Source organism: Rhizobium leguminosarum (genome assembly GCF_019798305.1).
GTDB lineage: Bacteria > Pseudomonadota > Alphaproteobacteria > Rhizobiales > Rhizobiaceae > Rhizobium > Rhizobium leguminosarum_U.
This window is the reverse complement of record NZ_JAAXDD010000030.1, coordinates 19,947-33,219: the sequence shown is the minus strand read 5'-3', so window position 1 is coordinate 33,219 and position 13,273 is coordinate 19,947. Positions and strand designations below refer to the sequence as shown.

The 13,273-nt window shown below is 57.5% G+C and carries 13 protein-coding genes and 1 pseudogene; 4 read left to right on the top strand and 10 right to left on the bottom strand.

All coding sequences use genetic code 11. From position 1 onward, the window contains the following. The 7 genes from HFO99_RS32490 to HFO99_RS32460 all read right to left on the bottom strand — a co-directional run. Positions 1-630: thiamine pyrophosphate-binding protein (locus tag HFO99_RS32490; RefSeq protein ID WP_261323442.1), on the bottom strand; the 630-nt coding region annotated here is incomplete at its 3' end. 577 nt (positions 631-1,207) lie between these two features. Further along, complete coding sequence (locus HFO99_RS32485) at positions 1,208-1,885, bottom strand: ATP-binding cassette domain-containing protein (protein ID WP_315860510.1); 678 nt, start codon at positions 1,883-1,885, stop codon at positions 1,208-1,210. Beyond that, on the bottom strand, positions 1,845-2,621 hold the full coding sequence (locus tag HFO99_RS32480; protein WP_222365690.1) for an ABC transporter ATP-binding protein: 777 nt from the start codon (positions 2,619-2,621) through the stop codon (positions 1,845-1,847). Before HFO99_RS32480 ends, HFO99_RS32485 begins: the two co-directional genes overlap by 41 nt. Beyond that, positions 2,618-3,577, bottom strand: a complete 960-nt coding sequence (locus HFO99_RS32475; RefSeq protein WP_245315054.1) for a branched-chain amino acid ABC transporter permease — start codon at positions 3,575-3,577, stop codon at positions 2,618-2,620. Before HFO99_RS32475 ends, HFO99_RS32480 begins: the two co-directional genes overlap by 4 nt. Continuing rightward, positions 3,577-4,473: a branched-chain amino acid ABC transporter permease gene (locus HFO99_RS32470; protein ID WP_222365689.1), complete on the bottom strand. Its 897-nt coding sequence runs from the start codon at positions 4,471-4,473 to the stop codon at positions 3,577-3,579. The genes HFO99_RS32475 and HFO99_RS32470 overlap by 1 nt, the downstream gene beginning before the upstream one ends. A gap of 138 nt (positions 4,474-4,611) precedes the next feature. Next, on the bottom strand, positions 4,612-5,892 hold the full coding sequence (locus HFO99_RS32465) for an ABC transporter substrate-binding protein (protein ID WP_222365688.1): 1,281 nt from the start codon (positions 5,890-5,892) through the stop codon (positions 4,612-4,614). A 555-nt stretch (positions 5,893-6,447) separates the two neighbouring features. Further along, positions 6,448-7,278 carry an IclR family transcriptional regulator gene (locus HFO99_RS32460; protein WP_168292621.1) on the bottom strand — a complete coding sequence of 277 codons (831 nt, stop codon included), beginning with the start codon at positions 7,276-7,278 and terminating at the stop codon, positions 6,448-6,450. A 77-nt stretch (positions 7,279-7,355) separates the two neighbouring features. On the opposite strand from HFO99_RS32460, the gene HFO99_RS32455 reads away from it, so the two are divergent. The 4 genes from HFO99_RS32455 (at position 7,356) to HFO99_RS32440 (ending at position 12,179) form a co-directional block, all read left to right on the top strand. Next, positions 7,356-8,807: an NAD-dependent succinate-semialdehyde dehydrogenase gene (locus HFO99_RS32455; RefSeq protein WP_222365687.1), complete on the top strand. Its 1,452-nt coding sequence runs from the start codon at positions 7,356-7,358 to the stop codon at positions 8,805-8,807. Positions 8,808-8,832: 25 nt separating this feature from the next. Then, entirely contained in the window at positions 8,833-9,996 is a 1,164-nt protein-coding gene (locus HFO99_RS32450; protein WP_222365686.1) for an iron-containing alcohol dehydrogenase, read from the top strand. Between the two features lie 47 nt (positions 9,997-10,043). Then, positions 10,044-10,835 carry an N-acyl homoserine lactonase AttM gene (gene attM, locus HFO99_RS32445; protein ID WP_003563137.1) on the top strand — a complete coding sequence of 264 codons (792 nt, stop codon included), beginning with the start codon at positions 10,044-10,046 and terminating at the stop codon, positions 10,833-10,835. Between the two features lie 168 nt (positions 10,836-11,003). Next, positions 11,004-12,179 (top strand): homoserine O-acetyltransferase, encoded by a 1,176-nt coding sequence (locus tag HFO99_RS32440; RefSeq protein WP_222365685.1) that lies wholly within the window; start codon positions 11,004-11,006, stop codon positions 12,177-12,179. A gap of 153 nt (positions 12,180-12,332) precedes the next feature. On the opposite strand, the gene HFO99_RS33860 is transcribed toward HFO99_RS32440, so the two are convergent. The 3 genes and pseudogenes from HFO99_RS33860 to HFO99_RS32430 form a co-directional block, all read right to left on the bottom strand. Beyond that, positions 12,333-12,536 carry an aldehyde dehydrogenase family protein gene (locus HFO99_RS33860; protein WP_315860509.1) on the bottom strand — a complete coding sequence of 68 codons (204 nt, stop codon included), beginning with the start codon at positions 12,534-12,536 and terminating at the stop codon, positions 12,333-12,335. Positions 12,537-12,661: 125 nt separating this feature from the next. After that, on the bottom strand, positions 12,662-12,793 hold the full coding sequence (locus tag HFO99_RS33855) for an aldehyde dehydrogenase family protein (protein WP_260690100.1): 132 nt from the start codon (positions 12,791-12,793) through the stop codon (positions 12,662-12,664). A 129-nt stretch (positions 12,794-12,922) separates the two neighbouring features. After that, positions 12,923-13,051: pseudogene (locus HFO99_RS32430) on the bottom strand (DDE-type integrase/transposase/recombinase); the annotation flags it as partial. Positions 13,052-13,273: the final 222 nt, after the last annotated feature.

Here is a 13,273-nt window from a genome sequence, read left to right as displayed (position 1 = left end):
GGCGGCGGCGCGATCGAGGGCCGCATCGTTTGCTATCGGCAGTTCGCGCTTGTGCGGCGCAATCAGCGCTACCTCCTCGCATTTTTCGGCCGCGATATCTTCCGGAAGTTCAATATACACCGGCCCCCTCTTTCCCTCCTGGGCGATGCGGAATGCTTCACTGACCGTTGGCGGGATCATCTCCGCCGATGTGATTTGTATTGCGTGCTTGGTCACAGGCTTGATCACCTCGACGGTGGCGGACCTCTGAAAACCCGCCTGGCGGCGGTTCTTGATCGCCTTCTGGCCGGCGATCAGCAGCACCGGCATGCCGTTGAGCCGGGCATATTCCGCGCCGTTCGGGACGTTGAGCGCGCCCGGACCGCAGGTGGTGATGCAGACGCCAGTGCGGCCGGTGAGCCGACCCCAGTTGGCGGCCATAAGGGCCGCGGCCCACTCGGTGTGGGTCGGCACGACCTTGATCGTCGAGTTGCTCAGCGAATGGAAGAGGTCGATGGTTTCCTCGCCGGGGATGTAGAAGATGCACGTGACCCCCTGGTTTTCAAGCGCCCGGACAAAGAGGTCGGACCCCTTGACCCCGCGCTGTTCGCCCTCAGGGCTGGAGGTGATCTTTTTTTGCATTTCTGCCATGTCAGTCTCCCTTCGTGCCAATCAGGTCGGGACCACGATCGGGCTTTAGCGACCCGGCTTACTCTGAGCACTACTCGTGCCAATCAGGTTGCGCCGGTAAGCCTTCGAGATTGCACATGTTTCGTTGTCGCCATGCGGAGGGGTTTTGTAGGGTTGCCGACATGTCGTGTCGCAATCCGTCCCGATCACCACCGCAAACGCAGGGGCGGTTCGATAGGCTTCAGGGCGAAAAATACGCGATTGGGGGAGGAAGAATTCGTCTCGCGAAGCCGAAAAGGTGACGACGATGTCGTAAGTTGATTGTCATCAACAACTGACCCACCCGAAACACTGGTAGGCCAGTGCTATCCCGCTAAACCATTCCTTGGGATAGGATCCCACTTGCCCACAGCTTCAGGCGGCAATGATGAAGAACAAAGAATGACCAGTATTTAGACCCGCGCTCCTAAGCCCGCGCGAATGCCTCAACGCAGCCTTGAAAGAGCAACCGTCGAAACCACAGGTTACCGAAGTGGTTCACAATTTCGTATGCGGCGGTTGGGACGCAGCAGAGATGCACAGGCGCTGCCAATGACGGTCAAATAGAAGTGATCTGGCCACGGTCCATGCGATAAACCATATCGAGCCCCTTACCGGCATGCCGAAGATCGGCGCCGGAAAGAAGGATGGAAAGACCAAGCGGCTGCAGGGATGCAACTACCTCGGAAATGCGCTTGGAAAGAGCGGGGGCGACGCCTTCGAATGGCTCGTCTAGCATTAACAGCTGGGTTCCAGTCATGCGTGCGCGACCGATGGCCACGAGTTTCTGCTGGCCGCCTGAAAGCTGCAGGGCGCGGCGATGGCGGAAGTCCGCTGCCTCCGGAATGAGCGCATAGACATCGTCGAGCCGCTTCTGCGCATCTGTGACGCCAGCTGCCCATGCCGGAATAAGCAGGTTTTCCTCAACAGTCAGTTCGGGAATAAGGCGCCGGTCTTCCGGCGCGAAGCCCATCTGGTGGTGCACGCGCAGATGCGGCGCCTCACGGGAAATGTCCTTCTTCTCATAATGGATCGAACCTGCCCGGAGTGGCAAGAGCCCCATTATCGCACGCATCAACGTGGTCTTGCCGGCACCATTGCGGCCGACGATTCCGACCATCGAGCGGGCTTCGACCTTCATGGAAACGTCACGCAGAATAGGTACCCCGCCGATGGAGACGTTGATTGACTTCACTTCAAGCATGGTTATCCTCCCTGGGAACGCAATGTTCTTCACCAATGATGAGTTCGCGCACTTGTCGGTCGCTGAGGACCGTTTCCGGAGGTCCATCAATCAGCACCCGGCCTTCGAAGAAAGCGAGCACGCGGTCGGAGTAGCGACCAACGATCTCCATGTCGTGCTCGACGAAGAGCACGCTGACACCTGCGACACGGGTCGCATCAATAATGCGGTCCATGACCGAGAATTTTTCTTCGCTGGCGACGCCGCTCGTCGGCTCGTCCAGGAAAAGAACCTTCGGCTTGCCAACCATGGCAATTGCAATGTCGAGAAGCTTGCGGATGCCTTCGGGCATCGTGCCGGCAATCGAGTTGCGGAACGCTCCAAGTCCGAACACCTCGAGCCTCTCGTCAGCATGGGTCGCGAGCTCGTCGTCGGAAAGAATTGAAAAGCCCTTGACGCCAACGCTGTCCGTGGCGCTGTAGGCAAACATCAGGTTCTCAATCGCTGTCAGCGAGTTGAACAATTGCGGAATCTGAAAGGACCGGGCAACGCCGCGCCGAGTGATCTGACGAGGTGAAAGCCCGACGATTTCCTGTCCGTCGAGCAGGATCGAACCGGAGTCCGGGCCGAGGTAGCCCGTAATCATATTGATAAACGTCGTCTTGCCGGCGCCGTTTGTGCCGATCAGCCCCGAAATCGTTCCAGACATGATGTCGACGTTCACGTCGTTTGCGGCAGTTACCGCGCCGAACCGCTTGACGAGGCTCTTTGCTTCAATAATCGGCTTCATGCTTTTTCTCCTGCCTCGACGGTGGTCGTGTTGCGCTTACCGAAACGGATGCCGCCCAGGCCTGTCGGCAGGAACAGGATCATCGAGAGGATGATGACGCCAAGTACCAGTTGCCAAGTGTTGGGGGCATGCTGATAGGCGAACGTCCTGACAAATTCGAGTGCAAGCGCGGCGATGAAGGGCGTGAAGATGTTGCCAGTACCGGCAAGGACTGCGATCACCACGAATTCGCCCGAGGTTGCCCAGAAGGCCATTTCCGGATCCACATGCGCGACGAGAATGCCGCTCATGGAGCCACCTACGGCGGCTAGAATTGCCGCAAGGATGTAGGAGAGATAGATCGTCTTGCTTGCAGACGCGCCGAGATACTCGACGCGAATCTCGTTATCCTTGATGCCAGGCAGCAGGCGACCGAGCGCCGTCTTGCCGAAGTACCAGACGGTTATCACCGCTGTGAAACAGATCAGGACGAGGATAACGAGGCCGTTGAAACGCGCAGTACCGCTCAGCGGCAGGCCGAACAAAGTCACGCCTCGGATGTTGAAGCCGTCCGTGCCGCCAAGTTCCACCGACTTCACCAGAAGACCATAGAGAAGCATCGACAGGGCGAGCGTCAGCATCGCGAAGAAGATGTCGCGGTAACGCGACAGAAGGAGACCGGCGACTGCTGCAGTCGCCGCGGCGATGACGACCGGGGCGATGAGCAAGAGAACCGCTTCGTTGATTCTCCAGAGATTGACCATCAAGCCGACGGAATAGCCGCCGATAGCATAATAGAGTCCCTGGCCGAACGAGACCAACCCAGCGCGCATCATCAGCACGAGGCCGAGAACCGCGAGCCCCTTGGCAAGGCCGATCGAGATGACGAAGTTCCAGGTGGGTAGCGCCCAGGCCGCGACGATTAGGAAAAGTGCCGCGCCGACGGCGACCGGCACAAAGGTTTTGGTTTTGTTCATCATATCTTGCGCAACTCCACACCGGAAAACAGCCCCTGCGGACGTATGGCGAGAACGATAGCCATCACTGCATAGATGCTGAACACTTCGACTTCGGGCCAGTAGTGGACCGCAAGTGAGCGGACGAAGCCGACGATCAGGGCGCCGACAGTGGTGCCAGGAATCGATCCAAGCCCCCCGATCACCACCGCTGCGAACATCATGACGACCACTTCGACGCCCATGCCCGGCGCCACCGAGATGGTCGGCGCTGTGAAGGCGCCGCCGAGTGCGGCGAGGATCGAGCCGACCACAAAGGCCGACACTTTCCAGCGGCTGACATTGATGCCCATCGCCTGCGATACTTCCGGATCATGAATGACGGCGCGCAGCATCTTCCCCTTGGCAGTGAATTGCAGAAACCACGTGAGGAAACCACCACTGACGATCGCCACGATGACGATAATGAGGTTGTAGGTCGGATAGACAAGGGGGCCGAGATAGACGTTGCCGAATGCCCACACCGGGTCGGAGGCTATCCATGGATCGACACCCCAGATGAGCTTCACCACGTCTTCCAGAATGAGGAAGAGCGCGTAGGTTACCAGCAGCAGCACGACGGGATCGCGCCCCGCGAAGTAGCGCAGGACGCCCCGTTCGACGACGAGGCCGACAATCGTACCGGCGATCAGCGCCGCGACAATCATGACCGGAATGCTGCCCGCGGGCGGCAGCCCCTGGGCGAACCAGTAACCCAGCAGAGTAACCGACATGTAGGCGCCGATGGCATAGAACGTGCCATGGGCCATGTTGAGGATCTTCATCACACCGTAGATCAGCGTCAGGCCGACCGCGATGATAAAGAGCCATGCGGAATACAAAATGCCGTCAATAACGGCGCCTACAAACGCGTTCATGCCACACACCGTTTCGAAAGGAGGGGCGGATCCATCTTTCGGTGCCAGTTGGCGCGCGAAGAGTGAAAACCGCTTCAAAGGGATTGCGGCGCCAAACGCGCGGGGAAACCCCGCGCAAGCGATGCCGCGGTGGACAAGTCACTTCAGCTTATTCTTGATCCACTCATGGCTGGTCATGCCTTCCGGTGGGTTCACCCTTTCTGGAGCGTAACGGATCACATCGACGAAGGTCAGCTTGCCATCGACGGTTTTGGTGCGGCCATAGACCATTTCCTGCACAGCCTGGTTGCCCTTGCCCAGCGACATCTTCACTTCGCCCGAGGGACCCTGGAAGGTGGAACCCTTGAGAGCAGCGGCGATCTCCTCCGTAGTCGGCGTCTTGGCGGTGTCGCCGCCCTGTGCCTTCTCATAAGCGAACTTCGCCGCAAAAAGCGTCTGCACCATGTGGTAGGACGGATAGCTGGGGGGCGTGGCGGACTTGGCGTTGTAAGCGGTCTTGAACCAGTCGTCATAGGCGTTGTCCGGTGCAAAGATGCCGTTTGGACCGCGGGCGCCGATGATGGTGCCATCTGGGATTTGTTTGGCCTGGCGATGAATCGCCGTTTCGCCTGCCGTCAGAACGACAGTGGCGTTCTTGAATAGATCGCGCGGCGCTCCCTGAAGCACGAGGCCCTCAAGGTCGCCACCCCAGAAGCTCGAATGAATGATATCGGGTTTGCTGCCGAGAATTGCGGAGATTTCAGTATTGTACTGACCGGCACCGAGCTTCGGCATCTGCGAGGTCGTCAGCGTCACTTCGGGGCGAAGGCTCTTCAGTGTGCCCTCGAAGTCGTTCCAGGCGTCCTGACCCCAGGCGTAGTTCTGGTTGATGCCGGCGTAGGTGTTGAATTTCTTGACTGTCTCGTTGACGTAGAGTGCGGCACCGGCGTTGTCCATCGTCGCGGTTGCAACGGGGCGGAATACATATTCGTAGTCAGCTTCCTCGAAGATGCGCGGCGTGCCGCAATCGAAGAGAAGTGTCATGGTCTTCAGTTCTTCGGCAACAGGCGCGACCGCAAGACAATCGCCCGAGGACGTGTAGCCTACGATCATGTCTACGCCCTGCTGTTCGACGAGGTTGCGTAGTTCGGAAACCTGCTTGGTGGTGCCACCGGCCTCGTCGATGACGACGAGTTCGATCGGACGGCCGCCGAAGCCGACCTTGTCATACGGCGCCGGGAGCTTGCCACCGGCATTGACCTGCTCGGCGAAGACTTCGGCGGCAATCTTTGCGGGAATGCCGAAGGGACCAGCCGGTGCACCGGACAGGAACGTCACAACACCAATAGTGAAGGGCTTTGGCTCCTGAGCCGAGAGGCCATCGGGGGCGGTGGCAGACAGAAAGATGGCTGCAATGGTCAGAGACCACGGCTTTTTCATAGATTCCTCCTCTACGGCAAATTGCCTGTTCCGGTGCAATGACACGCTTGCGTGGTAGGCCGAAAGCGTCCTCTCACGCTGCGGCCACGCAACCGAGTTCATTATGTTGAACTCAGTTCATTACTGTGTATAGTGAGTATTGCAACCAGCGTCAAGATGGAGGAGCGGCTGTTCAGCCAGAAGGCGAGTACAATCAGCGGCGCGAACTGTTCCTAAAGGGGAAACGGGCGCCGTCAGCCTCACGAAGAATCACTGAGGACGACTTCTCCTGAACTCCGCCAGAAGCTCGCTTTTGGCAAAACCTCCATCAGCAAGTCGACGTGGAGAGGATTTTCGTCAGCTGCTTATGTAGCCATTCGCCTGGAGAGCGAACCGCGACATTGACACTTGCATCGGATTGACGGTGAGCCCAAATGCACGATTTTCGCAGCCATTCGGTTCGACGCTGCGACGGCCTGCCTTAGGGTCAAAGAGCAGCCACGTTGCTCAAGCTGAGCCAACCCCACCTGGTCTCCTTTGGTCGGCAGTAAATTTCCGCTCTCTCAAAACGCTACGCTATCCTTCGACACTGATGCGTGATGAGCTGTTATGCCCCAATTGCTCGGAAAGAATGGCGGCTGATTTGCGCATCGTCTCTCCGAGTGACTCGATAAGCGCCGGAGTCGTTTCGCTTTCCAGAAGGCTGATGGCAATGCCGGCAACCGCGCATCTCGTATGATCTCGCAGAGCGGTGCCGATGCAGATCATCCCTTCGCGAACCTGACCGTTATCGATCGAAAAACCACGCATACGTATGTCAGCCAGCTCCTGCCTTAGTGCGGCAAGATTTTTGACGCTTCTAGAGGTGAGGGGCAAAGGAAAGTTCGCTCTGAAGAGAGCATCGAGCTTATCCTCCGGCATTTCGGAAAGCAGCATTTTGCCTGTCGCGGTAAAGGTGGCAGGAAGGCGCATTCCTATCCGGAAAGTATGCCCCAGGGGCTGGTCGGAATTACGGCAATCAATATAGACGACCTCGTGACGGTCAAGAGTCGTCAGTGTGACCGTGTAGGGAGACAATGTGGTGTCGGAAGCGAAATAATTCCGGAAAACTGACACCATGTCCATCTCGGATAAAAAACCGTGCGCCCAACGCATAGGATGCGGGCCGAGCCGGAACGTGCCGTCCTGTTTGCGAACAAGAAGGCCAAGCTCTACCATCACGCCTAGTAGGCCGTGAGCCGTACTTTTTGGCAACGACATCGCCCGTGTGATGTCGGCGGCCGACATTGCGTCGCTGGAATTGGTGACAAGATCGAGGATCGAGACCGCGCGCCTGAGCGCCGGAACAGAGTCGACGGATTTGCCGATCGCAGTGTCTTCCACTGCGGCGAGTCTTGCACTTGACACTTTCGATACCTCCTGTCAGGCTAGTTCAATATAACGATATTGGTTCAACAAATTGAACTCTACGCTGGGGAGAGGTCATGGTCAATCTAAAAAAAACGGAACTGCTGCGCGATCGATGCCTGATAAATGGCAAGTGGGTTGCGAGCTCTCAGAACAACCTAGCCGTCAAGAACCCCGCGACGGGGGAGATTGTCGGCACCGTCCCTGCGCTGGAGACGGCAGATATTGAGCAGGCGGTCGCAGCGGCCGAGATGGCGTTCCGATCGTGGCGCGCGCTTGCAGCCAAGGAAAGAGCGGCCGTCCTGCTTCGCTGGTTCGATCTGATAGTAGAAAATGCAGACGATCTCGCCGCGCTGTTGACGGCTGAACAGGGTAAGCCCCTCTCCGAAGCCAGGGGGGAAATACTCTATGCTGCCTCCTTCATTCAATGGTTTGCCGAGGAGGCAAAGAGAGTGTATGGGGACATCATACCCGCACCCACCACCGACAAGCGCATCCTGGTTTTCAAGCAGCCGATCGGTGTCTGCGCTGCGATCACGCCCTGGAACTTCCCGGCAGCAATGATTACACGCAAGGCGGCGCCTGCGCTGGCTGCCGGTTGCACAATGGTGGTTAAGCCGGCTGAGCAGACACCCCTCACGGCGCTTGCTCTCGGCATTCTGGCCGATCAGGCAGGTATTCCCGCCGGCGTTTTCCAGATTGTGACAGGAAAAGCACGCGAGATCGGCAAGGTGCTGACGGAAAGCGACATTGTCAAAAAACTCTCTTTCACCGGATCGACCGAGGTGGGGCGAATTCTGATGGCGCAGTCGGCGCCGACGATAAAAAAATTATCAATGGAGCTCGGCGGCAACGCACCTTTTATTGTTTTTGACGACGCGGACCTCGATGCCGCTGTCGATGGTGCCGTCGCTTCGAAATTCCGCAATGCTGGTCAGACCTGCGTCTGCACAAACCGTATCTACGTGCAGTCCGGTGTTTACGCTGTCTTCGCTGAAAAGCTTGCCGCGAAGGTTTCTGCACTGAAAGTCGGTGAAGGTACGCAGATGGGCGTAACGATCGGGCCGCTGATTGATGCTGACGCCATTACCAAGGTCGAGGACCATATTAGCGATGCGGTCGCGCAGGGAGCGAAAGTGGTCGCAGGTGGCAAGCGACACAGCCTTGGCGGGACATTCTTCGAACCAACCGTCCTGACGGGAGCGACACAGTCGATGAAGGTCGCACGCGAGGAAACCTTCGGGCCAGTCGCGCCTCTCTTCAGCTTTGAGACAGAGGAAGAGGCGGTCGCTATGGCCAACGATACGGAATTCGGATTGGCTGCCTATTTCTATACTGAAAACGTCCGTCGGACATGGCGAGTGGCCGAAGCGCTGGAGTACGGCATGGTGGGTCACAACACCGGTCAGATCTCGAACGAGGTAGCGCCATTTGGCGGCGTCAAGCAGTCCGGCCTCGGACGGGAAGGCTCCCGTTACGGGATCGATGACTACCTGGAAATCAAATATCTGTGCTCGGCGATCGCTTAAGCAGCTGACGACAAGGGAGGACTGAATGACGATCAATCCGTTCGAGTTTCGAACTGTCCCATCCATTGAAATGGCCTGGGGCGGAGCTAAGCGATTAGGTGAAATCATCGCTGCGCGTTTTGTCGCGCGCAAGGTGCTTTTGGTCACCGATGCGGGCCTTGTGAAGGCTGGGTTGATTGCGCCCATTGCCGCCAGTCTGGAGGCGGCTGGCTTCAGCGCGGCGATTTTCGATAGGGTTGTGCCAGATCCACCGGAAAGTGTTTTGTATGGTTGTGTCTTGGAGGCGCGGCAAGTCGCAGCCGATATTGTCATTGGTCTCGGTGGTGGCTCGTCCTTGGACATAGCAAAGCTCGCGGCGGTGCTGCTCTCGTCGGCACAACCGCTCGCCGAAATGTATGGCATCGGCAAAGTTCAGGGGGGGCGTGTTCCACTGGTTCTCGTTCCGACAACTGCGGGCACCGGTTCCGAAGTCACCAACATTTCCATCATCACCACCGGCGAGACGACCAAGATGGGAGTCGTGTCGGCGCAACTCTATGCGGATTTCGTGCTCCTGGATGCGGAATTGACCGTTGGTTTGCCGCAGGTTCACACCGCAGCAAGCGGCATCGATGCGATGGTGCATGCCATCGAAGCCTATACAAGTAAGCATAAAAAAAATCCGCTTTCGGACGCGCTTGCGCGTGAGGCGTTGCGGCTTCTCGGCAGCAATCTAATCGCTGGCTGCAAGGAGCCGACAAACCGGGACGCTCGCGAAGGCATGCTTCTCGGTGCAATGCTTGCGGGCCAGGCTTTCTCCAATTCCCCGGTGGCTGCGGTCCACGCGTTGGCCTATCCGCTGGGTGGACATTATCACATTACGCATGGTCTTTCGAACGCTCTGATGCTCGGCCCAGTCCTTCGTTACAATGCACAGGCGGCTGCCCCGCTTTACGCCGAGCTCGCCGATGTGCTTGGAGTCAAGGGAAGCGGCGACACTGCGGCCCGTTCCGAGGACTTCGTTACCCACATGCAGGTGCTGATGGATAAAAGCGGCGCGCCGCGCCGGCTCCGCGATGTCGGGGTAACCGACAACAGCCTCGCCATGCTGGCCACGGATGCGATAAAAAACCAGGGGCGCCTGCTCGTCAACAATCCGGTCGAGGTTCGGGAAGAGGATGCGCTGGCGCTGTATCGGGAAGCCTTCTAGATATTCCGCAGAAATTCACCGTTCATATCACTACGGGAGGATCCAACGTGACGGATATCCGACTTTACATGCTTCAGTCCGGCACCCTGAAATGCAAAGTGCACAACATCAAAATGAATCAGGGAAATGGTGCGGATTACGAAATCCCGGTTCCTTTTTTCCTGATCACCCATCCCGACGGTCACACCATCATCGACGGTGGAAACGCCATTGAAGTCGCGACGGACCCGCGCGGCCACTGGGGCGGTATTTGCGATGTGTACTGGCCGGTGCTTGACAAGGACAAAGGATGCGTCGATCAGGTCAAAGCTCTCGGCTTCGACCCGGCGGATGTTAAATACGTCGTGCAGTCCCACCTGCATCTCGACCATACCGGCGCGATCGGCCGCTTTCCGAATGCCACGCATATCGTGCAGAGGGCCGAATATGAATATGCCTTCACGCCCGACTGGTTTGCCGATGGCGGATATATCCGCAAGGATTTCGATCGCCCTGGTCTGAAATGGCAGTTTTTGAACGGCACTCAAGACGATTTTTATGATGTTTATGGCGACGGAACGCTGACGACGATCTTCAGTCCTGGCCATGCGATGGGCCATCAATCCTTTCTCGTCCGCCTTCCCAATAGTGAGCCGCTGCTTCTGACGATCGATGCCGCCTACACACTCGACCATTGGGATGAAAAGGCGCTGCCGGGCTTCCTCGCATCGACGGTGGATACTGTTCGCTCTGTACAGAAGCTGCGCACAATCGCGGAAAGAACCGGGGCAAACGTCGTCACCGGTCACGACCCGGATGCGTGGTCGACCTTCAAGAAGGCACCAGAGTATTACTCTTGAGAAGTCGCTGCGGTCTGGCCGCGACATGATTCTACAGGGGCGAATAAGCCCCTTAGAAGCTGAGAAGTTTTGACCTGGGTCAATGTGAAATCCGGTGACCAGGATAGGGCTTTGAAAGGTTGAGGCCACCGCTTTGTTTCGTTGGTAATCCCGACCAAGGAGAAGTAAATGCGCCTGAAAATACTTATCACTGTCGCCATGATGGCCGGCCCGGCATTGGCGTATGAGCCTTTGGTTGAGAAGCGGGAATTTACCCTAAAAAACTTCGTGACACGTGGAGGCAGGACGGTTCCCGAAATGCGGCTGGGGTACGAAACTTATGGCACGCTGAACGGCGCCAAAGATAATGCCATCCTGATTCCGCATTATTTCAGTGGAAGCAGTCACGCAGCGGGAAAATATAAGGAGGCGGATGTAAGCGCCGGCTATTGGGATGCGATCATCGGGTCCGGCAAGCCCATCAATACGGACAAATACTTTGTCGTGTCGGTCGACACACCGGTCAATCTCGGTGCCAACGATCCGAACGTCATCACCACCGGACCGGCGACGATCAATCCCAAAACAGGAAAGCCTTGGGGTATGGATTTTCCAATCATGACGATCGGCGATTTCGTTGATACGCAGAAAGGGCTGATGGAGCGACTGGGGATTGAGAAATGGCATGCTGTCATGGGCGCTTCCATGGGGGGGCTGCAAAGCTATGAATGGGCAGCACGCTATCCCGACAAGTTGGAGCGGGTGATTCCAGTCATTTCCTCTGGTTGGGCAGACGCGAATCTTATCGCGTGGCTGGACGTATGGGCGTCGCCGATCAAACTGGATCCAAACTGGAACGGTGGAGATTATTACACCGGCCAGGCGCCAAAAGCGGGGCTGGCTCAAGCCATGAAGACTTTAACACTGCAGGCAAATTCGGCAGAATGGACCGACGGCACATTCGGGCGTGACTGGGCCAGAGAAGGTGCGGATCCCGGGCAGAGTTGGGCGAATGACTATGAAGTTGTCACGAAGCTGAACGAGGCGGGCGCAGCACGCGTAGCCCAGTTAGATGCGAACCATTTCCTTTATCTGGTGCGCGCCAATCAATTGTTCGTCGCTGGACATCCCAAAGACAGCCTGTACAAAGGGCTCCTGGATATCGAGGTGCCCGTGATGCTGATCTATACCGATGAAGACCTGATTTTTCCTGGAAATGCAGTGCGAGAGACAGGAACGATTATCAAATCCGACGGTACGCCAGTCGAATTCGTCGAACTGGAAGGCACGCGAGGGCACATGGATGGCGTGTTGAGCATTGCTCAGGCAGGAGAGCGAATTCGAGCATTTCTTGAGGTCAAGTAGGAGCGGGCGGGGCCTGGCCCTCCCTTTTCCTTAAGCCGAGCCAGCAGATGCTGCCGTCGTCGTGGCTGTAGTCGGCCACACCCGCCGTGCTCGGGGTCCATAAATCGGAAAATTAGTGGTCTCCGGCAAGTCCAAGACAGCCGAGGTGGTCCGCTACGCTCTCACTCGTTGCGAGGCGCCATCGAAAACGATGAACGGCGCGTTGCCGCCAAGCTCGGCGCCGCGTTTCATGATCTCGTTGGCGCCCTGGAGCATCAGGATCTTGCCGACATTGGTCGCGCCGGTGAAGGTGAGCTTGCGCACCTTCTCGTTCTCCGTGAATTTCGTGCCGATAAATGGGGAATCCTTGGCGCGCACGACGTTGAAGACTCCAGCCGGTGGCCGCGCTCTGCAAGCAGCGCGAGCGACGTGCCGAAAGCGGCTTCTCAGCGGCAGGAAGATCATTGAGCAGCCGTTAGTCACTGCCGGTGTGGACTTGCGGGCTAGCATGGCGTTGGGAAGTTCCACGGCGTGATTGCGGCGACGACGCCGATCGGCTGCTTGATTGCGATGATCCACTTGTCCGGCTGCTGCCGCCGTAAACGCGCTGGCTGCCTTCCCAAACCATTCGACATAGGGCGCGTCATAGAGGACCTCGCCTTTTGCCTCGGCCAACGGCTTTCCCATCTCCACGTCAAGAACGTGGCGCCATTGGGTAAACTGCGGATACGAAACGCTGAAGAGGCCGCGCTGACTTGAAGCGGGGATCGAAGCTTATCGGTGATCATCACACGCGGCGAACGGCCTTGCCCTTTCAGAGGCTTTCGCATCAAGCGCTTTGCCGCCTTGGCATTGCGACGGCTTTGCACCAACACGTCGAGAACAAACCCGTGAATGAGGCACGAAAGGCCTTCAGATTGGGCGGTAAATTTGTTGGCGTGGCAGCTTATTGACTGTTGACGGGCGTGAACAACGGCTTTATCCGTTTAGACGGTGTAATTACGTCGTATGGATACCAAACCGTCGGAGCGTCGCTCCTGCTCCATCTGCATTAGAGTTCGGGATATTCCCGTCACGAGAGTGACTATCGTCACGCTTTCAGAAGAAGGAAGTTG

Excerpts from the sequence above, each read along its gene's own strand:
- HFO99_RS32470 (WP_222365689.1), bottom strand. The coding sequence starts at position 4,473 with ATGAACGCGTTTGTAGGCGCCGTTATTGACGGCATTTTGTATTCCGCA.
- HFO99_RS32455 (WP_222365687.1), top strand. The coding sequence starts at position 7,356 with ATGGTCAATCTAAAAAAAACGGAACTGCTGCGCGATCGATGCCTGATA.
- HFO99_RS32440 (WP_222365685.1), top strand. The coding sequence starts at position 11,004 with ATGCGCCTGAAAATACTTATCACTGTCGCCATGATGGCCGGCCCGGCA.
- HFO99_RS32450 (WP_222365686.1), top strand. The coding sequence starts at position 8,833 with ATGACGATCAATCCGTTCGAGTTTCGAACTGTCCCATCCATTGAAATG.
- HFO99_RS33855 (WP_260690100.1), bottom strand. The coding sequence starts at position 12,793 with ATGTCGAATGGTTTGGGAAGGCAGCCAGCGCGTTTACGGCGGCAGCAG.
- HFO99_RS32465 (WP_222365688.1), bottom strand. The coding sequence starts at position 5,892 with ATGAAAAAGCCGTGGTCTCTGACCATTGCAGCCATCTTTCTGTCTGCC.
- HFO99_RS32475 (WP_245315054.1), bottom strand. The coding sequence starts at position 3,577 with ATGAACAAAACCAAAACCTTTGTGCCGGTCGCCGTCGGCGCGGCACTT.
- HFO99_RS32480 (WP_222365690.1), bottom strand. The coding sequence starts at position 2,621 with ATGAAGCCGATTATTGAAGCAAAGAGCCTCGTCAAGCGGTTCGGCGCG.